Genomic DNA, 21,408 nt, shown 5'->3' with positions numbered 1-21,408 from the left:
GAGAGAGCTACGTGTCGCTTCGTGGCAGCTTCGGGAGCGCAGGGCTGCCGGAGCTGCCCGGCACTCTCGTGGAGTTGTCGAGGTTCTCCTCGACCCAGGTCCGCAGCAGACGCAGCGGAACAGCTGCGCCGTGACCGAGGTCGGTCAGGGCGTACTCCACGTGGAGGGGCACCGCGGGGTAGATGGTGCGGTCGACGAGCCCTGTGTCCTCCAGGCGTCGCAGCGTCTGGGTGAGCACCTTGGGGCTGACGCCCTGCAGGAGTCGCTGCAGGGCGCCGAAACGCTGTGGGCCGCCTTCCAGAGCTCCGATGGCCAGGGCCGACCACTTGTTCGCGAGCAGGTCCAGCATGGCGCGGCAGGGGCACTGGGCCGCGTAGACATCGTGGTGGGCGTGCTGCCCGGTCTGGCAGTCGGTGGTCACGGGAACGCTCCTCAGCAGCATGCTTCCCATTGGGAAGTAGATTCCCTTGATGGTAACTACCTCCCTGGGGATACGGTCAAGCCCGCTGGACCGGGGGCCGATAAGTGGCCTTTCGGCTGGTTTGGTTTCAAGGGAGACGACTCATGTCCTCGATGCGCGCGGTGGTGCAGCACACCTTCGGCGGCTCCGACGTCCTGCGGGTGGAGGAGGTGCCCCGGCCCGTGCCGCTGCCGACCGAGGTCCTGGTGCGGGTGCACGCCGCGGGGATCAACCCGGTCGACTGGAAGACCCGGGGCGGCGGCGGCATGGCCGGGGTGCTCGGCGAGCCGCCGTTCACCCTGGGCTGGGACGTCTCCGGCGTCGTGGAGGAGACCGGCTTCGGTGTGACCACCCTCAAGGCCGGCGACGAGGTCTACGGGATGCCGTGGTTCCCCCGCGCGGCCGGCGGCTACGCCGAGTACGTCACCGCCCCCGCCCGGCAGTTCGCCCGCAAGCCCGCGAGCATCAGCCACGAGCAGGCCGCCGCCGTACCGCTGGCAGCCCTCACCGCCTGGCAGGCCCTGGTGGACACCGCCGACATCCGCCCCGGTCAGCGCGTGCTGATCCACGCCGCCGCCGGAGGCGTCGGACACTTCGCCGTCCAGTTCGCCAAGCACCTGGGCGCCCATGTCACCGGCACCGCCAGCAGCGCCCGCCACGACTGGCTCACCGCACTCGGCGCCGACGAACTCATCGACTACACCGCGGTCCGCTTCGAGGAGGCCGCCAAGGACATCGACGTCGTCATCGACCTCGTCGGCGACGTGCACGACAACACCAGCACCCGTTCGCTCGACGTGCTGCGCCCCGGCGGACTGATCGTCGCGATCCCCGCCGGCGTCTCGCCCGAACTCCTCCAGGCGGCCGAGTCCCGGGGGCTGCGCACCAGCGCCTTCCTGGTCGAGCCCGACGGCCCGGCCCTCACCCGTATCGCCGAACTCATCGACGCCGGCGAGGTGAGCGTGGAGGTCGAGGAGGTCTTCCCGCTGGAGCAGGCCACCGATGCCCACACCCGCGGCGAGAGCGGCCGCACGCGCGGCAAGCTCGTCCTGCGCGTCGCCTCCTGACCCCCTGCCGCAGAGACCGGCCGCAGCCTGCCAGGCTGCCGGCCGGTCGCGGGCGTCATGGAGCCGACCGGAGAAAGCCGTTGGATACAGGCGCAGTTGCACGCTGCCCATGACACCCGTTCAAGCGCCGTCGTGCGCCTTCTTACGAATCGCTGACGCCGCGGGCGTCCCGGCCGTAACGGCACGCTCGGATGCCACGCTGGGGTACTCACCCGGAGCTTCCCCCGCGACCCGAGGAATCACCATGGCCACGATGGACCGTAGCGAGAATCCGCACCGCTTCGACGACCTGCGCGCGCTGTTCGTCAACTGCACGCTCAAGCGCTCGCCCGAGATCAGCCACACCGAGGGCCTCATCGACAAGAGCCGCGCCATGATGGAGAAGAACGGTGTCACCACCGAGGTGATCCGCGCCGTCGATCACGACATCGCCGTCGGTGTCTGGCCCGACATGACGGAACACGGCTGGGAGGCCGACGCCTGGCCGTCGCTGTACGAGCGGGTCATGGCGGCCGACATTCTCGTGCTGTGCGGACCCATATGGCTCGGCGACAACAGCTCCGTGATGAAGCAGGTGATCGAGCGTCTCTACGCATGCTCCGGCATCCTCAACGAGCAGGGCCAGTACGCATATTACGGTCGGGTCGGGGGTGCTCTTCTCACCGGGAACGAGGACGGTGTGAAGCACTGCGCCATGAACATTCTCTACAGCCTGCAGCACCTCGGGTACACCATCCCGCCGCAGGCCGACGCCGGGTGGATCGGTGAGGCGGGTCCGGGGCCCTCGTATCTGGATCCTGACTCCCACGCCCAGGAGAACGAATTCACCAACCGCAACACCGCCTTCATGACCTGGAACCTGATGCACATGGCCGCGATGCTCAAGCGCGCGGGCGGCATCCCGGCGTACGGCAACCAGCGCTCCGGCTGGGATGCGGGACTTCGCTTCGACTTCCCCAACCCCGAGTACCGCTGAAGGTGTTCACCGTGCGCGCACGGGGCAATGATCAGCGCGCAGCCCCGTGCGCGCACGATCGTCAAGGCAGCGGCAGCGCCACCCTGACCGCGTACACGGCCACCAGCCCGTACCCGATCCGGAAGGTCCATGCCCGGGCGGTGTCCGAGATCCGCGTGCCCGCGAACCCGCTGGCCGCCACCAGCAGTTGCTGCCAGCCGAGCGAGGCGAGGAACACCGCGCCGACGAAGACCGCCCCCGCCGCGCCCGTGCTCAGGGTCGCCCCCTGAGCGGTGGTCAGGGCGGCGAAGTACAGCGCCGTCGTGGGGTTGATCAGCGTGATCGCGGCGAACCGGGTGAAGGTCCGCACCGGTCCCTCGCCCGCCCCCGTGCCCTCTCCCTCGCCCTCGCTCGCCACGGCGGGGCGGGGGCGCCGCGAGGCGAGCAGCCCGCGTACCGCGATCACCGCCAGCACGGCGGCCGACACCAGCCGGACCCAGGCCTCCACACCGGAGAGCGCGGAGGCGACGAGAGGGCCCAATGCCGTCGCCACGGCGGCGTAGGCGCAGTCGACGACGGCGACGGCGGCCGCGGCGGCCACGGCTCCGCGGCGGTCGCGCATGCCCTGCTGGATGAGCAGCACGCCCACCGCCCCCAGGGGCATCGCCACTCCCAGGCCCGCCGCCGCGCCCGCCATCGCCGTTGTCCACATACTCATGGCGGACACTGTCCGGCCCGGACCGTGATCGGCGCGGCCGCATTCCGCCTCGTACTGCGACAATCGCCGTATGGACCGACTCGACAGCGAAATCCTCGGTGTGCTGCGAGAGGATGCGCGGATCTCCTACCGCGATCTCGGCGTACGCGTGGGCCTCAGCGCCAATGCCGCCGCCGAGCGCGTGCGCCGGATGCTCCGCGACGGCGTCATCCGCGGCTTCACCACGATCGTCGACCCCACCGCCGACTCCCGCGCGGGTCTCGTCGTCTTCATCGACATCACACTCCGGCTCGACACGACGAACGAGGAGTTCGAGCGGGTCGTGCTGAAGCTGCCCGGCATCACCGAAGTCGTGCATGTGACGGGCGCGCACGACTATCTCGTACGGGCCAGAGCCGCCGACCCCGCCGAACTGGACGCACTGCTTCGCACCCTCAAACGAGAGGCGGGCGTCGCCCAGTCCAGCACCCGGATCGCGCTGCGGGCCGCTACCGGGGGACCTGCCAGGTGAGCGTCCTCTGCCCCTGACCGGCCTTCATTCGGCCCCGGTGAGAGGATCGAGGACCAGCGGCCGGATCTTGCCCTCCAGCATCGAACCGAGGCCCAGGATGGCGCAGATGTCGGGCCGTTCGGCGATGTGCACCGGCATGCCGGTCGCGTCGCGCAGCATCTGGTCCAGGCCCGGCAGCAGCGCGCTGCCGCCGACCATCATGATCCCGCGGTCGGCGAGATCGGCCACCAGATCCGGCGGGCAGTCCCGCAGCACCTTGCCGATGCCGTCGAGGACGGAGGTGAGCGGGGTGTGGATCGCATCGCGTACGGCAGCGGTGTCCACGCGCACCGAACGGGCCAGGCCGGTGGCCACGTCCCGGCCGTGGATCTCGGTGGACGCCGGGCCATGAGGGGTCAGGCCGTTGCCGTGCAGGGCGAGTTGCAGGGGCCGTACCGACTGGCTGGGCAGCATCAGCTCGTGCTGGTGGCGCAGGTGCTGGATCACCGCGTGGTCGATGGCGTTGCCGCCCACCGGGATCCGCTCGGCGGTGACGATCGCGCCGAGCGAGAGCACGGCGACCTGGGTGGTCGCCGCGCCGCACACCAGGATCATGGTCGCGACGGGCTGCTCCACGGGCAGCCCGCAGCCGACGGCCGCGGCGATCAGGGTGTCGACGAGCTCGACCCGGCGGGCGCCGAGTCCGACGAGGGTCTCGACGGCGGCCCGCTGGGCGAGCGGGTCGCTGTCGTGCGGGGTGCAGGCGGCGGCGCGCAGCCTGGGCTTGCGGCGCAGCTGGCGGCGGAGCTTCTCGCCGAGGAGGTGACGGAGCATCCGCTGGGCCATGTCGATGTCGACGACGGTGCCGCCGGAGACGGGGCGGGCGACGCGGATGTAGTCGGGCGTACGGCCCGTCATCTGCTCGGCGAACGAACCGACGGCGATCAGCGCGCCGGTGCGGGTGTTCACGGCGGCGACGCTCGGCTCGTCGACGACGAGCCCGGCCCCCTTGACGAAGACCCTGGTCCTCGCGGCTCCCAGGTCGACGGCGACATGGCAACGGCGCAACTGCTCAAGGCTGACGGTCACGGCGGATCCTCCCGAGTGCGGTACCTGATCGCATCGTGCGATCGCCGCGGGAGGTGCGCGCGCTGGGTGAGCCGGTCGGGGGTATAAAGCTGACGACCCGCCAGATCAGCTCCGCCGTTCGGGGGGTCCCGGCCCCACGGCCCCTATCGCAGCCTCTGGAGCAGTCCCCACGTGAACTCCGCCACGCACCGCTCCCCGCCCGGAAGCGTCAGCTCCAGCTGCCACCGCGTCGGAGCCGAGCCCTCCATCGGCCGTGCGGGCGGGAACGCCCTCGCCGCCTCGTCCACCGTGCACGACCACGGCTTCAGGTCCTGCGCCGTACGCAGTGAAGGAGCCGGCGCCCCGGGCGCGCGGACCAGCCATTCGTTCCACACCGCCCCGCCGCCGGCCGCCAGCACCTCGAAGCGCAGATCGGGCCAGAGCGGTACGGGCCACAGCAGCGCGTCGCACTCCAGATCGCCGATCCTGCGGCGTACGACCCGTTCCGGCTCGCCGAGCACCGAGCGGTAGCGGGCCAGCGCGCCGCGGCTTCTGGGCGCGCGGACCATCGCCTGCCAGCGGCGGTTGGCCTCGCGCATCTCGGCGAGCGAGGCTCCCAATTGGTGGCGGGCGTCCTCGACGAGGCCCGGCTGGTGGTCGGCCATGCGGCGCAGCAGCACCAGTTGGAAGTCGCGGGGCCCGAAAGGCGCGGCTGGGGTCATGCCCGACATCCTGCCCCGCTGACCGGCTCGAACGCGCCGTCAACCGCGCGAAGCCGACCCGCCGCGGAGTCGAAGATTCCACACACAACCCTCACAGAGTCATTCACCACTGGTCCCCTCGGGCCGCATAATCTGCGGGCGCCATGGATTACTGCCACCAGTGTCAACGGCACCTCAACGGCGCTCTGGCCTGCGCAGGCTGCGGCACGCCCGTCGAGGAGCTACGGCATCTCAGCCCCAGTGCGCCCGCGGCGGACCCCGTCTTCGAACTCGACGAGGTGTCCGAGCCCGTGGGCCACAGGCGTTCGCGCCGTCAGCCCGCTCCCCGCCGCAGAGCTCCTGCGGGGCGCCGGGCCCGTAAGAGGCGTGGCCGCAAGGTGCTGTTCGGCACGGTCGGCCTGGCCCTGGCAGTGGGTGCGCTGAGCCTCGCCGAGCTCGCTTACGAGAGCGGGGGCGATGACGGCGCGGCCACCGCGGTCAAGGAAGAGGACAGCGTCGAGACGGAGCCCGCTCCGGAGCCGACGGACAGCCTGACTCCGCAGGGTCCCGACGAGGTGACGGACGCGCCGGTGACCTCGTCCGGCTCCCCGCGCCCCAGGCGCACGGCCACCCGTACCGCCGTGGGCGGCAGTGGCAGTGGCACCGGAAAGCCGACCGCGACCGGGTCCGGCCGGGCCGGCACGCCGTCCGCCTCGTCCTCCGCCGCGGATCCCTCGGGCAGTGCGCAGCCGTCGGGCTCCGCGCAGCCGACCGGGTCGAACCCCGGCGAGCCTCCTCCGCCGAACCCGGTTCCGACCCCCAGCCCCAGCGAGACGTGCGACCAGTTCCTCTGGTGGTGCATCTAGAACGCGGGGTGCTCTTGACGCGGCGTGCTCTTACGGCACCGCGGGGGCCTGGTCTCCCAGCATCCGCCTGAGCAGGTCCCGCAGTACCGTCCGCTCCTCCTCCGAGAGCTGGGCCAGCGGCTCGCGCGCGAAGTCCAGCGACTCCCGCAGCCGGCGCGCGGTGTCCTTGCCCTCCTCCGTCGGTGCGGCGAGCTTGACCCTGCGGTCGCCCGGATCGGGCCGCCGCTCCACCAGGCCGCGCGCCTCCAGCCGGTCGACGATGCCGGTGATGTTCGACGGCTCGCATTTCAGTGTCTGGGCGACCTGCCGCATGGGCAGGGGCTCAAGGGCCAGCAGTCCCAGTACCCGGGCCTGCGCCCCGGTGAGCGAGTGTTTGGCCGCGGCCTGCTCGTACTCCGTGTAGTAGCGGGCCACGACGGTGCCGATGAGCTCGACGACTTCGCGGGTCAGGGGGTCTGTGCGTTCAGTGGCCATGGGCACCAGGATACCCAGTTACTTGACAACATGAAATATCGAGGCGCATGGTTGTTTCAGATGGTGAAGCTTTTTCTAGGAGGAACGCAGCATGTCCACACTTCCCACGTCCAGTCGTGAATGGCACCTGATCGCCCGCCCGCACGGCTGGCCCAAGGCTGAGGACTTCGCTCTGCGTGAGGCTCCAGTGACCGAGCCGGGCGAGGGCCGCATCCTCGTGCGCAACCACTACTTCTCGGTCGACCCGTACATGCGCGGCCGGATGAACGACGTGAAGTCGTACACCCCGCCCTTCCAGCTCGACCACCCCATGGAGGGCGGCGCCGTCGGCGAGGTCATAGCCTCCAGCGCCGAGGGCTTCGCCGTCGGCGACCACGTACTGCACGGGCTCGGCTGGCGTGAGTACGCCGAGGTGCCCGCCCAGTACGCCACCAAGGTCGACGCTTCCCTCGCCCCCCTCTCCACGTACCTCGGTGTGCTGGGCATGACCGGCCTCACCGCCTACGCCGGTCTCTTCGACGTCGCCTCCTTCAAGGAGGGCGACGCGGTCTTCGTCTCCGGCGCGGCCGGTGCGGTGGGCAGCCAGGTCGGCCAGATGGCCAGGCTCAAGGGCGCCTCGCGGGTCATCGGCTCGGCCGGATCCGACGACAAGGTCAAGCTCCTCGTCGAGGAGTACGGCTTCGACGCGGCGTTCAACTACAAGAACGGCCCCGTCGCCGAGCAGCTGAAGCAGGCCGCCCCGGACGGCATCGACGTCTACTTCGACAACGTCGGCGGGGACCACCTGGAGGCCGCGATCTCCTCGCTCAACGTGCAGGGCCGCGCGACCATCTGCGGCATGATCGCCCAGTACAACAACACCGAGCCGACGCCCGGCCCGCGCAACCTGGCCATGGTCATCGGCAAGCGGCTGCGTCTGCAGGGCATGCTCGTGAACGACCACAAGGACCTCCAGCCGGAGTTCGTCCGTGACGTCGCGGGCTGGATCGCCTCCGGCGAGCTCAAGTACAACGAGACGGTCGTCGAGGGCATCGAGAACGGCTACGACGCGTTCCTCGGCCTGCTGCGCGGTGAGAACACCGGCAAGATGATCGTTTCGCTCACCCAGTAGTCTCGACCTCAGCCGCCGCGGTCGTGGGCGCGAGCCGCGGTGAACCAGCAGGAGGAAATCTCTTCATGTCCATCCAGCATTCCGACGTCCTCTACACCGCCGTCGCCACCGCGGAGAACGGCCGTGACGGCCGGGTCGCCACGCACGACGGTCAGCTCGATGTGGTCGTCAACCCGCCGAAGGAGATGGGCGGTTCCGGCGCGGGCACCAACCCGGAGCAGCTCTTCGCCGCCGGTTTCAGCGCCTGCTTCCAGGGTGCGCTGGGTGTCGTCGCCCGCCGGGAGAAGGCCGACATCTCCGGCTCGACGGTCACCGCCGAGGTCGGCATCGGCAAGAACGACGAGGGCTTCGGGATCATCGTCAAGATCTCCGCGACGATACCGAACGTCGACGCCGCCACCGCCAGGGACCTGATCGAGAAGGCCCACCAGGTCTGCCCGTACTCCAAGGCGACCCGCGGCAACATCACGGTCGACCTCGCGGTCTGATCGCGTCACGCCATACGAGAGGGCCGCACCCCGGCGGGGGTGCGGCCCTCTTCGCATGCTCAGTGCGTCAGCCTTTGCCTGCTCAACGCGTCAGCAGCGCCCGGCCGACCTGTGCGAACACCCCCTTGGGGTGGTCGCGGAACAGCGGCTCGGTGCCGAACAGCACCACCGGCGCGCCCTTGGCGCTGATGCCGCTGACGATCGACGCCTGTCCGGCAGCGTCCTTCGGGCCGCCCTTGCCGTCGTCCGTCGTACGCCAGTGGCCCGCGACGAGCGGGTTCCCGGCGGCGTACGACTGCTCGACCCGCACGCCCGGGCCCAGGCCGGTGAACCAGAGCGGCGAGTAGACAAAGGTGTGCGCGAGCGCGCCGCCGGTGACCGGGCTGCCGGCCGCATTGGCCACCCGGACCACGCCGTTGGCATCGCCGTTGCCCGCCACCGGCCTGGCGGCGAGCAGTCCCGCGCCGGCGTTGAAGGCGGCGCCGCCCGCGCCGAGCCCCACGACACCGCCGCCGCGCTCGAGGAAGGCGCCCAGCGCGCCGCGGGCCTTCGGGTTCAGACTCCCGTACTCCAGACCGCTCGACACATACAGCGCGTCCGTGGTCGACCAGTCGTAGCCCGCGTTGAGCGCGGCCGTCGACACCGGCCGGACCTCGAAGCCCATCTCGCGCAGCGCGAACAGCTCACCCGCCGTCACCGCCGCCGCCACCCGGGTCCGCTTCAGCAGCGCCGTGCCCTTCTCCCTGGTCGCCGGAAAAGCCACCCCGAGGCGATCGGCGAGCACCGACGCCACCCCGCGGGCCGAACCGGGCACCACCGCCGAGCCGTCCGCCGCACGCCGCACCCGCACGCCCTGCGCGAGCAGGGAGTTGAGCGCGGCGATCTCCTTCGGGTCGTCGAGCCGCAGTCGCAGGTCCCCGAAGGGGGCGACATGGCCGGTGGGTGCCGCGGCATGCACCGGGCGGCCCACGACGCGCAGTTCGCCCGTGGCGGCCTTGTCGACCCTCGCGCCCCACAGCAGCCCGAGACTCCAGCCCGAGATGTCATACATCGTGGCGACATCCGCGCTGATGTCCCGGCCCTCGGCCAGGATCACATTGGCGATGGCGCGCTTGGGCTGGTGCATGTCGACGACATACGAACCCGCCGGGTAGACGCGGCCCGCGAGCCGGAAGGGCAGCAGCGCCCGCACCACCCGTACGTCATTGGCGACCAGATGGTCCACGAGTCTTGCCGCCGCGGTGGCCGACCTCTGACCCCGACCGGCCGGAATGACATACGCGCGCGGGAAGGTCGTCGTGTACACATCCTCGGGACCGATGCCCGGCACACCCGGCACGGTCTTCTCCGACACCGGCCGCTGCGCCTCGCCCGCCGCGGCCCGCCGGAAGGTCTCGATCTGGTCGGCGATCACCGAAGTACGGTGCGTGCGCGTGTAGTCGAGGGTCGCGCGCATCGCCGCGCCCGCGACGGCGGTGTTGATCGCGGCCCGGCGGCGCAGTTCGGCCACCGGCAGCGAGTCGTACTCCTCGTTGTTGACCGCCATCGGGAACTCGACGGTGTGCGCGGCGACCGCGCCCTGGAAGGGCATGTACTGCGGGGTGAAGATCGGGGGCCAGTCGTCCCAGCCCTCCTGCTGGTCCCGGAAGGGGATGACCGCGGGCTCGACGCCGTCCTTCGCGGGCGTGTAGCCGAGCCCGTTGACCGCCTTCTCCATTCCGAGCGCGTTGGCGTAGGCGTTCTTCAGAAAGAGGTCGTACTCGTAGTTCTCGCCGTGCGGCGGGGTCGTCGGCTCGATCAGCGTGCCGTTGACGTAGCCGTGCAGATCGAGCATGAGAGCCGGCTGCTTGTCGATGGCGATCTGCCGGATGGCGCGCGCCTCGGGCTGGGATCCCGTAATGAAGTCGCGGTTCAGGTCGAAGCCGTTGGCATTTGTACGGGTTCCGGCGATGCGGCCGTCCGGGTTGGCCGTCACATTGAGATGGACGCGGTTCTTCGACAGCAGCTCGCGGGTCGTCGCGTCCTTGGCCTTCGCCAGCCGCTCGATGAGGCGCAGGGCGGCGTCCGTGCCCTCCCACTCGTTGCCGTGGATGTTGTTGTTGATGAACACCGGCGTCTTGTACGAGGCCTTGATGCGCCTGTCCTTGGCCGCGGCGGCGGGGGAGTTCTCGATGCGCTCCCGCATCCGCTCCTGCTCGCGCGCCTGCCCGGAGCTCTCGGGCGCGGTGACGGTGACGAGATACAGCTCGTGTCCGCCGGCGGAGTGCCCGGCGACCTCGACGCTCACCCGGTCGCCCAGCTTCTGCAGGGCGTTGAGCCTCGGTGCGAGCGAGTGGTACGGCGCGAGCCCCAGCTTTATCGACTTGTCGGCCGGGTTCACGGGCGGTACGTCGAGGACGGTGCGCCGCGGATAACCGCCGTTCTTCGCGAGCCCGGGGGTCGTTCCTGTTCCGGTCCGCAGGGCATTGACGGCGGCCGAGAGGGGAGTCCTCGCGACCTCGGCGTCGCGTCCGCCCCCTTCGCGTACGGGATGCGGAGAGTCGCGACCCGGTGCGCCGGGAACGGCGGTCGCGGGCGGCGGCGCGAGTAACAGCGCACCGGCGAGCGCCGCCGTGGCGGCCAGGGCGGGTCGGGGAATGCCCATGCGTACGTGCCTCCATGGTGTCGAAAAATCGAACAGCACAACGATCAGTACGCAGGGGTCTACCGGATCCGACTGCCCGGCAACAAGAGGCCCCCGATAGGCTGAGCCCCATGCGTGATCTTGGGGTGGGCTTCGGCTACTTGGTCAAGGGACAGCGCTGGGTCACCGGGCACGGCCGGTGGTTCGGCTTCGGGCTGCTGCCCGGGCTTGTGGCCATGGTCCTGTACGCGGCCGCGCTGGTCGGACTCGGTTACGGCGCCGACGATCTCACGGCATGGGCGACACCCTTCGCCGACGACTGGTCCTCGCCCTGGCAGGGCCTGTTCCGCGGTTTCCTGACGGCCCTCGTCGTCGGCTTCGGGCTGTTCACCGCGGTGATCACCTTCACCGCGGTGACCCTGCTGATCGGCCAGCCCTTCTACGAGTCGCTGTCCGAGCAGGTCGACCGCACCGAAGGCGGAGACGTACCCGAGTCCGGGCTGCCGCTGTGGCGGGAGCTGTGGATCTCCGCCCGCGACTCGCTGCGGGTCCTGACGCGTGTCGTGCTGTACGGAGTCCTGCTCTTCGCCCTCGGCTTCGTCCCGGTCGTCGGCCAGACCGTGGTCCCGGTGATCGGCTTCTGCGTCTCGGGCTTCTTCCTCGCCGAGGAGCTCACCGCGGTCGCCCTCCAGCGGCGCGGAATCGAGCTCAAGGAACGCCTCGCTCTGCTGCGCGGCCGCAGGCTGCTCACCCTCGGCTTCGGGGTTCCGCTCACGCTGGCGTTCCTGGTGCCGTTCGTCGCGGTGTTCCTGATGCCGGGGGCGGTGGCGGGGGCGACGCTGATGGTGCGGGACCTGGTGGCGCCGCGGGACGAGGACGAGGCGCCGGGGGCGCGGGCGCCGTTCAGCCTGAACAAGGGGTAGGCGTGCGGGGTGCGGGTCGCCTGCGGCGGGCTGTTCCCCACCCCGCCCCTTCCCGTAACCGGGGGCTCTGCCCCCGGACCCCCGCTCCTCAAACGCCGGAGGGGCTGGATGTGCGGCCCTGCCGCACATTTCAGCCCCTCCGGCGTTTGAGGAGCGCGCCCTACAACCGGAGCTCCGCCACCGCCAAGCCCGGCGTCTCCGCGCCCGCCGTGGCGAGCAGCGCACCGTCCGGACCCCAGATCGCGCTGCCACCCCCGCACTCCCCGGCCTCGCTCCGGCCCACCGGATTCGCGAGGAGCACATACAGCCCGTTGTCCCGGGCCCGGACGGGGTAGACCGATTCGAACGAGTCATTGCCCACTTCGAGGGCCGAACTTGCCACATATGCCCGGCAGTTGTCGGCGCGGGCCCGCTCGGCGAGCTCCGGGAAGCGGTTGTCGTAGCAGATCGTCATCGCGAACCGTACGCCGTCGAGCGTGAACCGTCCGTCCTCGGTGCCGGCCTCGAAGAGGTCGAGCTCGTCCCCGTACGGATGCAGCTTGTCGTAGCGGGCGAGCAGTTCGCCGTTCGGGCCGAGGGCGAGCGAGGCGATGGTGGGCCGTCCGCCGGGGGTGCGGGCCGCGCAGTTGACGACCGCCGCGGTGGAGGTGGCGCGGCACGCGTCCCTGACCGGCTCAAGACGTGGATCGTCCGGCGCCACACACAGCTCCGGGTTATCGGCGATCAGCTTCAGCTCGTAGCCCGTCACCGCCAGCTCGGGGAAGACGACGAGCCGTGCGTCCTGCGCGGACGCCGCCCGGATCAGGGCGGACATGGAACGGACGTTGGCCTCGATGTCACCGGGTACGGGTGTGAACTGCCCTGCCGCTGTCTTCATGCGTCCCATCATCGGACACGGTCTCCCCCAGGTGCCGTGCTGGGGGAGACCGCCGTCGGCCTCAGCTCACATTGAGCGCCGCGTCGTCGACGACGAACGACGTCTGCAGCTGGGAGCCTTCCGTGCCGGTGAACTTGAGCGTGACACTCTGCCCGGCGTACGCGCCGAGGTTGAAGCTGCGCTGGGTGTAGCCGCTCGCCGCGTTGAGGTTGGAGTACGTGGCGAGCGTGGACAGGACCGTGCCGCTGCTGCTCAGGACCTGGACCTTGAGGGTGTCGTAGGCCGTGCTCGTGGTCGTCTCGGCGGTGTCGATGTGCAGATGGAAGCTGAGGGTCGCACTGGTGCAGCCGGACGGGATGGTCACCGCCTGGGACAGGGTGTCGGTGTGCGCGGAGCCGTAGCCGTTCAGCCAGGCCTTGTAGGAGCCGGTACGGGCGGCCTCACCGCTGTCGGTGGTGATGACGCCGCCGGTCGCGGACCAGGAGGCGGCGCCGGACTCGAAACCGGGGTTGGCGATGAGCTGGGCGGCGGTGCAGGTGCCGCCACCGCCGCCTCCGCCGCCCGTGCCGCCGGACAGCCACTCGGTGGCGTTGAGGGCGAGCGCGGCGTTGGTGCCCGCGGTGTCGTTCCAGCCGTCGTAGAGGGTGTTCCCGGACTGGCCGGTGCCGTCGTCGATGGGCGAACTGTCGCCCCAGACCGCGACCCGGCCGCTGCCGAAGGTACTGGTGGCGAAGAAGACGCCGGTGTTGCCCGAGTAACCCGTGCGGTAGACCAGGCCCTTGACGGCCGGATTGTCGGCGGGCTTGAGCGTGACGGTCGTACCGCTGCGGATGATGCTGCCGGTGACCTTGCCGAAGGGGCCGTTGAGCACCGGGTTGGTGGTGTCGCTGATGGCGCGCGGGTTGTTGGTGGAGACGGACAGCGTGTCGACGGAGAACCCGAACGGGTCGGTGCTGTCGACGCTGTTGTTGCTCATCAGGTCGTTGATGACCTCGACTGCGTCGTAGCCGTCGTTGTTGCGGTCGGCCCCGGTGTGGTCGGAGACCAGGAAGAGCCCGCCGCCGTTCTGCACGAACTTCATGACCGCGGTCTTCTCGGCCGCGCTGAGCAGGACGTTCGGCTCGGGCAGCACGAAGGTGTCGAAGTTCTGCAGGTCGAGCGCGGCGGTGGTGCCGTACGTGATGCTGTTGCCGGAAGGCAGCGTCTTGAGCTGGTAGTTGCCGGTCTTCTGCAGCGCGACACCCCAGGCGGAGATCGCGCCGGTCCAGTCGGTCTCCGCGGAGGGCGTCGCGTCCTGCCCCAGCGGGTCGGGCTGGCTGGTACCGATGATCCAGTCGGCGTTGCCGGCGGTCTCGGCCTTGCTGTTGTCGAAGAGAACCCGGTGGGGAGTGGCGGCGACGGCGGCGGGGGCGGTGGCGGCCTGAACGGTGGTTCCGGCGACGAGGGCGGCGAAGACGGCGAGGGCGCTGACGAGTCCGCGACCGGGTCTTCTGGAGCTGTTGGACCTTCTGGAACCTCGGAATCCGAGCATCCGGCAGTACCTCCGTGAGGGGTGGGGAGAGGCGGTGCGGGCGTCGATTCTGCGCGCGTAGAACAGCGGGCGGCGAACCGCGGGACGACGCGCGCTTGAACGGTACATGGCGAACCCGGTACCAATAATGGCTTGTTCCCCACCCCACCGACCCCCACGCCTCAAACGCCGGCGAGGCTGATTTTCAGCCTCTCCGGCGTTTGAGGAGCGTGGTCCGGGGCGGAGCCCCGGGATTACTCGGACGACTCCGCCGCCACGCGAATGATCGCGCGGACCTGCGCGATGATGTCCAGCCGGTTCCTGACGAACTCCGGGTCCGTCACCTCCGTCGTGTTTTCCGGCCCGAACTGCAGTACCGGCGTGTGCACATGACCCCCCGGGATCTTCAGCCCCAGCCGGTCCCGCAGCAGCGTCGCCCGGTACGCGATCTCGTTCGACAGGTAGTCGCCCCCGCCCCCGGCCCGCGCTGTCGAGCCCGCCGTCGGGCCGTCGGGGCGGACCACCGGGGCCGAGCCGCCCGCCGGGATCTCCGTCACCGTCGTGTTGTCGTACACCGGGAAGCGCCCCGTCTGCGCCCCGACGATCGCCTTGTACGGAAGCGTCGTCGTCGTCCACTGCGGCTGCGACGCCGGGTCGGCCACCGGCACCGTCTCCGTACGCGAGACGTTCTCGTTGTCGCCGAACCCGCCCCGCCATGCCCCGTTCGTGCGCTCGATGTCGATACGGCCGACCCGGCCCTGACTCACCGTCGTGAACAGATCCGCCTTTGGAAGCTGCGGGCGCAGTGTCCGCTCGACCGTGCCGTCCGCGAAGTCCTGCCAGCGCACCGGGAAGACCGCCGTCTCGATACGGGCCGGGCCGTCCGACGTACGGATCCACGTACCGTCCAGCGCCAGCGCCGTCGCCCCGGACGGGTTGCTGATACGGATGTCACGGTCCAGCGTGAAGGGGTCGAAGCCCGTCATCACGATGCGCTTGATGCCCTTGCCTGCGGGGAGGTTCATCGAGTCCTGGCCGCGTGAGGAGCGTTCGAGCCGGTCGAGGAGCCGAGTCCGCTGGCTCTCGGAAAGCCCGAACTCCGGCTGCCACTGCCGCAGTTCGCGGGTCATGCCGAGCCGCGCCCAGTACAGCGGCCGGTCGTCGTCCCGGCTGAGATCACCGAGAGCGGGGCCGCGGCCCTGGGCGCGGTCGACGGCCCGGTCCCACAGCTGTGAGCCCTGGCGTACGACGGCCCGCTCGGCCTGCCGGTACGTCCGCGCCCCGGCAAGCGCGTCCGCGAACCGCTGTGCCACGGCGTCGAATCCGCTGCGCCGCAGGATCTCCTGGGGCACGGCGCGGTCGAGCCGCTGTTCCTCCACCGTGGAGGGTGAAGCCGGTGCGGGCTCGGCCGCGGCGAGAGGTGAACCGGCGAGCGTGAGGGTGACGAGGGCGGCGCCAACTACGTGCAGGCGGATGCGTATCCGGGACACGAGATTCCTTCCGTCGGGTGGCGGAAGTATCGCCGCCGCCCAACCACCCTGGCCAGTACGTCACTTCGGCCGCGCGGGCCCCAAGAGCCTCAGGCCACCCGGTCAACAAGGCGCCGAGCACGCCACTTTCCGCCATCATGTTCTCCCTCAACCACATCGGCCCGCAGCGCGACGGGCCGCGGGCCTGTTCCCGGGTAGGGGAACCCGGGTCAAGCCGGCGGCTTCGCCGACGTCACGTTGCGGTAGGCGATTTCCGCCAGCCGTTCCTGGCCGTCCCTGCTCGGGTGGAACCAGTCCCACCGGCTCAACTGCTCGCCGCTGAAGCGGAAGTCGAACACCGCCCCGCCGTCGTAACGGCACCGCGGGTCCTTTCCGCAGACGGCCTTCAGCACCTCGTTGTACGCGACGACCCGGTCCTGTACCCGGGCCCGCCGCGCCTGCGCCCTCGTGCTCACGTCGTCCGCGTCGCCCAGCATCGACGCGCAGATGCCCAGCTTCCAGATCTGCCTGCCCAGCGGATTGCCGCGCCCGGCCGACCACAGCCGTTTGAGGTCCGGCACGCTCGACACGTACACCTGGGTCTTCGGTGCCGTACGCCGCAGCTGCTTCAGTGCGTCCTCGAAGGACCGGCGGAAGTTCTCTACCGTCGTCATTCTCTCCGCCGAGTCCGCGCACGCGTCGTTCGCGCCGACCATGACCGTCACGAGCTCGGGGTTCTTCGCCGCCGCCTGTGCCATCTGCTCGGGCAGGTCGGCGACATCGGCCCCCGAGCGGGCGTAGTTCCAGCTGCGCTCGGCGATCGCGGGTTCGCCGATCAGGCGCATCGCCAGGCTGCGTACCTTCGTGTCCGTGCCGGTCGCCCAGGACACTTCCGGGCAGTCGGAAAGCACCACACACGCGTCGAAACCGCGGGTGATGGAGTCGCCGACCGCGGCGATCGAGTCCGGGCTGCGGTCCCAGACGGGGGTGGGGGAGGGCCGCCGTTTGGCGGGCGATCCGTGCGCGTTCGGGTCCGACGAGGAGTCACAGCCCGTCAGTGCGCCGGTCATCAGGAGGAAAGCCGCCGTCAGGGCCCCCGCCGCCCTGCGCGAGCGGCGCGTCCGACGTGTCTCCCGCATCCCCAGTTCCCCTCCGCATCAACGGTCCCAGACGTCCTGCCGAGTGAAAGCTTGGTACGTACGGGCCCCGGGACCGACATTACGTCACCCGTCAGCCACCTACTCACGGTAGCTTTTTCCCGTCGACCCAGAGGCACCGAGCCCATCGGCCCCAGTAAATTACATCACGTCACATGCTGTCCCTTTTGTGGAGTTTGACTCCCGATGCTGTTTACTGAGGCCGCTGGGAAGACGATCCTCGTCCCACACTGGAGGTCCCGGTGACGACACGTGGCGTTCTGTACGTTCACTCCGCACCTCGCGCGCTGTGCCCGCACGTCGAATGGGCGGTCGCGAGTGTTCTTGGCGTGCGCGTCCAGCTCGACTGGATCCGGCAGCCGGCATCGCCCGGCACCTGGAGAGCCGAATTCTCCTGGCAGGGCGAGGTGGGCACGGCCTCCAAGCTCGCCTCGGCGCTGCGCGGCTGGCAGCTGCTGCGCTTCGAGGTGACCGCCGAGCCCTGCTCCACGGCGGAGGGCGAGCGCTACAGCGCCACGCCCGAACTCGGCATCTTTCACGCCGTCACCGGGATGCACGGCGACATCCTGATCCCCGAGGACCGGCTGCGCGCGGCGCTGGCGCGGTCGGTGCAGGGCGAGACGGAGCTGGAGGCGGAGATCGCCAAGCTGCTGGGCAAGCCGTGGGACGACGAACTGGAGCCGTTCCGGTACGCAGGGGAGGGCGCACCGGTCCGCTGGCTGCACCAGGTCGTCTGAACGACGTAGCCGAAAGGGCCCCCACCACGCGGTGGGGGCCCTTTCGGGTGCGTACGGAAACTCAGACGGTACGGAACGCCAGAACCACGTTGTGGCCGCCGAAGCCGAACGAATTGTTGATCGCCGCGATCGTGCCCTGGGGGAGCTTGCGGGGCTCGCCGCGCACGATGTCCGCGTCGACCGCCTCGTCGAGGTCGTCGATGTTGATCGTCGGCGGTGCCGTGCGGTGGTACAGCGCGAGCACCGTGGCGACCGTCTCGATGCCGCCCGCGCCGCCCAGCAGATGGCCGGTCATCGACTTCGTGGCGGACACCGCGACATGGTCGAGATCGTCGCCCAGGACCTTGCGCAGGGCCTTGATCTCGGCGATGTCGCCCTGCGGAGTCGACGTGGCGTGCGCGTTGAGGTGCACGACCTCGGACGGCTTGAGGTCCGTCGCGTCCAGCAGGTTCTGCATCGCGGTGGCGATGCCGCGGCCGGTCGGCTCGGGCTGCGCGATGTGGTGGCTGTCCGCGGACAGGCCCTGGCCCAGCACCTCGCAGTAGACCTTCGCACCGCGCTTGGCGGCGTGTTCGGCCGACTCCAGGATGACGACGCCCGCGCCCTCGCCGAGGACGAAGCCGTCACGGGCCGTGTCGTACGGACGGGAGGCCTTCTCGGGCTCGTCGTTGTTCTTGGACATCGCCATCATGTTGGCGAACGCCGCGATGGGCAGCGGGTGGATGGCCGCCTCGGTGCCGCCGGCGACCACGACGTCGGCGCGGCCGGTGCGGATCATCTCCACCGCGTAGCCGATCGCTTCGGCACCCGACGCACAGGCGGAGACCGGAGTGTGCACGCCCGCCTGGGCGTTCACCTCCAGGCCGACGTTGGCGGAGGGGCCGTTCGGCATGAGCATGGGCACGGTGTGCGGGGAGACGCGGCGTACGCCCTTCTCCTTGAGCACGTCGTACTGGTCGAGCAGAGTCGTCACGCCGCCGATGCCGGAGGCGATGACTGTGCCCAGACGCTCGGGGAGAACGTTGACGTCCTCACCGGCCGGTGCGCCGTAGCCGGCGTCCGCCCATGCCTCGCGGGCCGCGATCAGCGCGAACTGCGCCGAGCGGTCCAGCTTGCGGGCGAGCGGGCGCGGCAGGACCTCGCCCGGGTCGACCGCCGCGGGTGCGGCGATCCGGACCGGGAGTTCGGCGAAGCGCTCGCCCTCGAGCGGCTTCACTCCGGAGCGCCCGGCGAGCAGACCCTCCCAGGTCGATGCGCTGTCGCCACCCAACGGTGTGGTTGCGCCGATACCGGTGACGACCACGGTGCGATTGGTCGAGCTCACAGGAATTCTTTCTCCACGTGTAGGGGGTGCTGAATTTTCACGGCGCCACCGCCGGGTGGCGACAAACGCGATTCAGGCTCAGGCCTGGTGCTTGGCGATGTAGTCCGCGGCGTCGCCGACAGTCTTCAGGTTCTTGACGTCGTCGTCCGGGATCTTGACGTCGAAGCGCTCTTCGGCGGCGACGACAACCTCGACCATGGACAGCGAGTCGACGTCCAGGTCGTCGGTGAAGGACTTGTCCAGCTGGACGTCCTCTACCGGGATGCCGGCGATCTCGTTGACGATCTCCGCGAGACCGGTGACGATCTCTTCCTGAGTGGCGGCCATGTGGCGCTCCTTCGGTGTTGTATCAGAGGGTGTGGCGTCCGGAAGATCCGGTTGCCTAGGGGAGGGTAACGACCGTGGCTGCGTAGACGAGACCCGCCCCGAAGCCGATGACGAGCGCGGTGTCGCCGCTCTTGGCCTGTCCGGTCGCCAGGAGCCGCTCCATTGCGAGCGGGATCGAGGCGGCCGAGGTGTTGCCGGTGGTTTCCACGTCACGGGCGACCGTGACGTGCTCCGGCAGTTTCAAAGTCTTCACCATCGAATCGATGATCCGCATATTGGCCTGGTGCGGGATGAAGACGTCCAGGTCGTCCGCGCTGATTCCGGCCGCGTCCAGCGCCTGCTGGGCGACCTTCGCCATCTCGAACACGGCCCAGCGGAAGACCGCCTGGCCCTCCTGCGTGATCGCGGGAAACTTCTCGACGGTGCCGTTGCGGTAGTCGTCCCACGGCACGGTCTGCTTGATGGTGTCGGACTTGTCGCCCTCCGAGCCCCAGACGGTCGGGCCGATCTGCGGGTCCTTGGAGGGGCCGACGACGACCGCGCCCGCGCCGTCACCGAACAGGAAGGCCGTCGCGCGGTCCTCCAGGTCGGTCAGGTCGCTCAGCCGCTCGACGCCGATGACCAGTACGTACTGCGCCGAGCCTTCGACGACCATGCCCTTGGCGAGCGTGAGGCCGTAGCCGAAACCGGCACAGCCCGCGGAGATGTCGAACGCCGCCGGCTTGACCGCGCCGATCTTGTCCGCGATCTCGGTGGCGATGGCCGGGGTCTGCTTGAAGTGCGAGACGGTGGAGACGATGACGCCGCCGATCTGCTCCGGGGTGATCCCGGCGTCGGCGATCGCCTTGCCCGCCGCCTCCACGGACATCGCGCTCACGGTCTCCTCGGGCGAGGCCCAGTGGCGCGTCGCGATGCCCGAGCGCGAGCGGATCCACTCGTCGGAGGAGTCGATCGTCTCGAGGATCACCTCGTTCGGCACGACCCGGATGGGGCGGTAGCCGCCGACACCCATGATGCGTGCGTACGGGGCGCCCTGGCTGGGCTTGATCTTCGTCGACATGCGCTACGGCTCCTTGTCAGGCTGAATGCTCGGCGACGAGCGTGCGGGCCGCGTCGAGGTCGTCGGGGGTCTTGAGCGCGAGCGTCTGCACGCCGGGCAGGGCGCGCTTGGCGAGGCCGGTGAGCGTGCCGCCGGGGCAGACCTCGATCAGGGCGCTGACGCCCTGATTCTTGAAGGTCTCCATGCACAGGTCCCAGCGGACCGGGTTGGCGACCTGGCCGACCAGCCGGGCGATGACCTGGTCGCCGGTGGAGACCGTACGGCCGTCCTTGTTCGAGATGTACGGCAGGACCGGGTCGGAGACCGTGAGGTTCTCGGCGGCCTCCTGGAGTGTCGCGACCGCGGGCGCCATGTGGTGCGTGTGGAACGCGCCGGCCACCTTCAGTGCGATGACGCGGGCCTTCTCCGGCTTGTTCTCGGCCAGTGCCGCGAGCTGCTCGGCGGTGCCGGCGGCGACGATCTGGCCGGCGCCGTTCACGTTGGCCGCGGTCAGGCCGAGGCTTTCGAGATGGGCCATGACCTGGTCGGGGTCGCCGCCCAGGACGGCCGACATGCCGGTCTCGGTGACCGCGGCGGCCTCGGCCATGGCCAGTCCGCGCGTACGGACGAAGCCGAGCGCGGCGACCTCGTCGAGGACACCGGCGAACGCGGCCGCGGTGATTTCGCCGACGCTGTGACCTGCGACGGCGCCGGGGCGTACGTCACCGAGCGCAGCGGCCGAGAGCAGGCCCGCGGCGACCAGGAGCGGCTGTGCCACGGCGGTGTCGCGGATCTCGTCCGCGTCGGCCTTCGTGCCGTAGTGGGCAAGGTCGAACTCGATGGCGTCGGACCAGGCCGCAATGCGGTCGGCGGCGCCGGGGAGGTCGAGCCAGGGAGTCAGGAAGCCGGGCGTCTGAGCGCCTTGGCCGGGAGCGACGAGTACGAGCACCCTCACACTTTCTCTTGTGGACGGCTCCAACCGCCCGTGGGGACAGGGACCAAGAAACGTCAGGGGAATTGTGGG

At 70.2% G+C, this 21,408-nt stretch carries 22 protein-coding genes; 8 read left to right on the top strand and 14 right to left on the bottom strand.

The genetic code is table 11. The features are described 5' to 3' along the window. Positions 1-7: 7 nt before the first annotated feature. Positions 8-421 carry a winged helix-turn-helix transcriptional regulator gene (locus OG741_RS13100; RefSeq protein ID WP_405597268.1) on the bottom strand — a complete coding sequence of 138 codons (414 nt, stop codon included), beginning with the start codon at positions 419-421 and terminating at the stop codon, positions 8-10. Positions 422-564: 143 nt separating this feature from the next. Between OG741_RS13100 and OG741_RS13095 the strand changes: the two genes are divergently transcribed. Further along, positions 565-1,527 (top strand): NADP-dependent oxidoreductase, encoded by a 963-nt coding sequence (locus tag OG741_RS13095; RefSeq protein ID WP_405597266.1) that lies wholly within the window; start codon positions 565-567, stop codon positions 1,525-1,527. 253 nt (positions 1,528-1,780) lie between these two features. Next, positions 1,781-2,503 carry a flavodoxin family protein gene (locus tag OG741_RS13090; RefSeq protein ID WP_405597264.1) on the top strand — a complete coding sequence of 241 codons (723 nt, stop codon included), beginning with the start codon at positions 1,781-1,783 and terminating at the stop codon, positions 2,501-2,503. Positions 2,504-2,564: 61 nt separating this feature from the next. On the opposite strand, the gene OG741_RS13085 is transcribed toward OG741_RS13090, so the two are convergent. Then, positions 2,565-3,200 carry a LysE family transporter gene (locus OG741_RS13085; RefSeq protein ID WP_405597263.1) on the bottom strand — a complete coding sequence of 212 codons (636 nt, stop codon included), beginning with the start codon at positions 3,198-3,200 and terminating at the stop codon, positions 2,565-2,567. Positions 3,201-3,270: 70 nt separating this feature from the next. Here OG741_RS13085 and OG741_RS13080 point away from each other — a divergent pair, with 70 nt between their 5' ends. After that, entirely contained in the window at positions 3,271-3,711 is a 441-nt protein-coding gene (locus tag OG741_RS13080; protein ID WP_266476654.1) for an Lrp/AsnC family transcriptional regulator, read from the top strand. 24 nt (positions 3,712-3,735) lie between these two features. Here the strand turns inward: OG741_RS13080 and OG741_RS13075 are convergent, their stop codons facing one another. Then, positions 3,736-4,779 (bottom strand): rod shape-determining protein, encoded by a 1,044-nt coding sequence (locus OG741_RS13075; protein ID WP_324989751.1) that lies wholly within the window; start codon positions 4,777-4,779, stop codon positions 3,736-3,738. A gap of 143 nt (positions 4,780-4,922) precedes the next feature. Then, complete coding sequence (locus OG741_RS13070; RefSeq protein WP_405597259.1) at positions 4,923-5,480, bottom strand: hypothetical protein; 558 nt, start codon at positions 5,478-5,480, stop codon at positions 4,923-4,925. Between the two features lie 143 nt (positions 5,481-5,623). On the opposite strand from OG741_RS13070, the gene OG741_RS13065 reads away from it, so the two are divergent. Then, a complete protein-coding gene (locus OG741_RS13065) occupies positions 5,624-6,325 on the top strand; it encodes a hypothetical protein (protein ID WP_405597257.1) in 702 nt (233 codons plus the stop codon). Between the two features lie 30 nt (positions 6,326-6,355). Here OG741_RS13065 and OG741_RS13060 read toward each other — a convergent pair whose 3' ends face one another. Next, positions 6,356-6,799 carry a MarR family winged helix-turn-helix transcriptional regulator gene (locus OG741_RS13060; protein WP_405597255.1) on the bottom strand — a complete coding sequence of 148 codons (444 nt, stop codon included), beginning with the start codon at positions 6,797-6,799 and terminating at the stop codon, positions 6,356-6,358. A gap of 91 nt (positions 6,800-6,890) precedes the next feature. Here OG741_RS13060 and OG741_RS13055 point away from each other — a divergent pair, with 91 nt between their 5' ends. Together OG741_RS13055 and OG741_RS13050 are read left to right on the top strand one after the other, a co-directional pair. Next, on the top strand, positions 6,891-7,910 hold the full coding sequence (locus OG741_RS13055) for an NADP-dependent oxidoreductase (RefSeq protein ID WP_405597253.1): 1,020 nt from the start codon (positions 6,891-6,893) through the stop codon (positions 7,908-7,910). A gap of 65 nt (positions 7,911-7,975) precedes the next feature. Next, entirely contained in the window at positions 7,976-8,398 is a 423-nt protein-coding gene (locus OG741_RS13050) for an organic hydroperoxide resistance protein (RefSeq protein WP_405597251.1), read from the top strand. A gap of 82 nt (positions 8,399-8,480) precedes the next feature. Here the strand turns inward: OG741_RS13050 and OG741_RS13045 are convergent, their stop codons facing one another. After that, positions 8,481-11,042, bottom strand: coding sequence for a M14 family zinc carboxypeptidase (locus OG741_RS13045; protein WP_405597249.1), 2,562 nt, complete (start codon positions 11,040-11,042; stop codon positions 8,481-8,483). Between the two features lie 110 nt (positions 11,043-11,152). On the opposite strand from OG741_RS13045, the gene OG741_RS13040 reads away from it, so the two are divergent. Further along, complete coding sequence (locus OG741_RS13040; RefSeq protein WP_405597248.1) at positions 11,153-11,944, top strand: EI24 domain-containing protein; 792 nt, start codon at positions 11,153-11,155, stop codon at positions 11,942-11,944. A 160-nt stretch (positions 11,945-12,104) separates the two neighbouring features. On the opposite strand, the gene OG741_RS13035 is transcribed toward OG741_RS13040, so the two are convergent. The 4 genes from OG741_RS13035 to OG741_RS13020 form a co-directional block, all read right to left on the bottom strand. Next, positions 12,105-12,821 (bottom strand): carbon-nitrogen hydrolase family protein, encoded by a 717-nt coding sequence (locus tag OG741_RS13035; RefSeq protein ID WP_405597246.1) that lies wholly within the window; start codon positions 12,819-12,821, stop codon positions 12,105-12,107. 61 nt (positions 12,822-12,882) lie between these two features. Beyond that, positions 12,883-14,352, bottom strand: a complete 1,470-nt coding sequence (locus tag OG741_RS13030) for a hydrolase (RefSeq protein WP_405597245.1) — start codon at positions 14,350-14,352, stop codon at positions 12,883-12,885. A gap of 233 nt (positions 14,353-14,585) precedes the next feature. After that, a complete protein-coding gene (locus tag OG741_RS13025) occupies positions 14,586-15,821 on the bottom strand; it encodes a pyroglutamyl peptidase (RefSeq protein WP_405597243.1) in 1,236 nt (411 codons plus the stop codon). Positions 15,822-16,030: 209 nt separating this feature from the next. After that, positions 16,031-16,939, bottom strand: a complete 909-nt coding sequence (locus OG741_RS13020; RefSeq protein ID WP_405597242.1) for an SGNH/GDSL hydrolase family protein — start codon at positions 16,937-16,939, stop codon at positions 16,031-16,033. Between the two features lie 260 nt (positions 16,940-17,199). Here OG741_RS13020 and OG741_RS13015 point away from each other — a divergent pair, with 260 nt between their 5' ends. After that, complete coding sequence (locus OG741_RS13015; RefSeq protein WP_405597239.1) at positions 17,200-17,694, top strand: DUF3145 domain-containing protein; 495 nt, start codon at positions 17,200-17,202, stop codon at positions 17,692-17,694. A 61-nt stretch (positions 17,695-17,755) separates the two neighbouring features. Here OG741_RS13015 and fabF read toward each other — a convergent pair whose 3' ends face one another. From fabF to OG741_RS12995, 4 genes are all read right to left on the bottom strand, one after another. Further along, positions 17,756-19,018 carry a beta-ketoacyl-ACP synthase II gene (fabF, locus tag OG741_RS13010; protein ID WP_405597237.1) on the bottom strand — a complete coding sequence of 421 codons (1,263 nt, stop codon included), beginning with the start codon at positions 19,016-19,018 and terminating at the stop codon, positions 17,756-17,758. Between the two features lie 78 nt (positions 19,019-19,096). Further along, entirely contained in the window at positions 19,097-19,345 is a 249-nt protein-coding gene (locus OG741_RS13005) for an acyl carrier protein (RefSeq protein WP_078077492.1), read from the bottom strand. 55 nt (positions 19,346-19,400) lie between these two features. Continuing rightward, positions 19,401-20,405: a ketoacyl-ACP synthase III gene (locus tag OG741_RS13000; RefSeq protein WP_266476672.1), complete on the bottom strand. Its 1,005-nt coding sequence runs from the start codon at positions 20,403-20,405 to the stop codon at positions 19,401-19,403. A 16-nt stretch (positions 20,406-20,421) separates the two neighbouring features. Beyond that, complete coding sequence (locus OG741_RS12995) at positions 20,422-21,333, bottom strand: ACP S-malonyltransferase (RefSeq protein ID WP_405597233.1); 912 nt, start codon at positions 21,331-21,333, stop codon at positions 20,422-20,424. Positions 21,334-21,408 lie beyond the last annotated feature (75 nt).

The sequence above is a fragment of the Streptomyces sp. NBC_01410 genome, assembly GCF_045040195.1.
Classification (GTDB): Bacteria; Actinomycetota; Actinomycetes; order Streptomycetales; family Streptomycetaceae; genus Streptomyces.
The sequence above is the reverse complement of the archived record's forward strand: the minus strand, read 5'-3'. Positions and strand labels throughout refer to the sequence as shown.

Coding starts and splice junctions, on each gene's coding strand:
- OG741_RS13095 (WP_405597266.1), top strand. CDS start 565: ATGTCCTCGATGCGCGCGGTGGTGCAGCACACCTTCGGCGGCTCCGAC.
- OG741_RS13090 (WP_405597264.1), top strand. CDS start 1,781: ATGGACCGTAGCGAGAATCCGCACCGCTTCGACGACCTGCGCGCGCTG.
- OG741_RS13085 (WP_405597263.1), bottom strand. CDS start 3,200: ATGAGTATGTGGACAACGGCGATGGCGGGCGCGGCGGCGGGCCTGGGA.
- OG741_RS13080 (WP_266476654.1), top strand. CDS start 3,271: ATGGACCGACTCGACAGCGAAATCCTCGGTGTGCTGCGAGAGGATGCG.
- OG741_RS13070 (WP_405597259.1), bottom strand. CDS start 5,480: ATGACCCCAGCCGCGCCTTTCGGGCCCCGCGACTTCCAACTGGTGCTG.
- OG741_RS13065 (WP_405597257.1), top strand. CDS start 5,624: ATGGATTACTGCCACCAGTGTCAACGGCACCTCAACGGCGCTCTGGCC.
- OG741_RS13060 (WP_405597255.1), bottom strand. CDS start 6,799: ATGGCCACTGAACGCACAGACCCCCTGACCCGCGAAGTCGTCGAGCTC.
- OG741_RS13055 (WP_405597253.1), top strand. CDS start 6,891: ATGTCCACACTTCCCACGTCCAGTCGTGAATGGCACCTGATCGCCCGC.
- OG741_RS13050 (WP_405597251.1), top strand. CDS start 7,976: ATGTCCATCCAGCATTCCGACGTCCTCTACACCGCCGTCGCCACCGCG.
- OG741_RS13045 (WP_405597249.1), bottom strand. CDS start 11,042: ATGGGCATTCCCCGACCCGCCCTGGCCGCCACGGCGGCGCTCGCCGGT.
- OG741_RS13040 (WP_405597248.1), top strand. CDS start 11,153: ATGCGTGATCTTGGGGTGGGCTTCGGCTACTTGGTCAAGGGACAGCGC.
- OG741_RS13035 (WP_405597246.1), bottom strand. CDS start 12,821: ATGAAGACAGCGGCAGGGCAGTTCACACCCGTACCCGGTGACATCGAG.
- OG741_RS13030 (WP_405597245.1), bottom strand. CDS start 14,352: ATGCTCGGATTCCGAGGTTCCAGAAGGTCCAACAGCTCCAGAAGACCC.
- OG741_RS13020 (WP_405597242.1), bottom strand. CDS start 16,939: ATGCGGGAGACACGTCGGACGCGCCGCTCGCGCAGGGCGGCGGGGGCC.
- OG741_RS13005 (WP_078077492.1), bottom strand. CDS start 19,345: ATGGCCGCCACTCAGGAAGAGATCGTCACCGGTCTCGCGGAGATCGTC.
- OG741_RS13000 (WP_266476672.1), bottom strand. CDS start 20,405: ATGTCGACGAAGATCAAGCCCAGCCAGGGCGCCCCGTACGCACGCATC.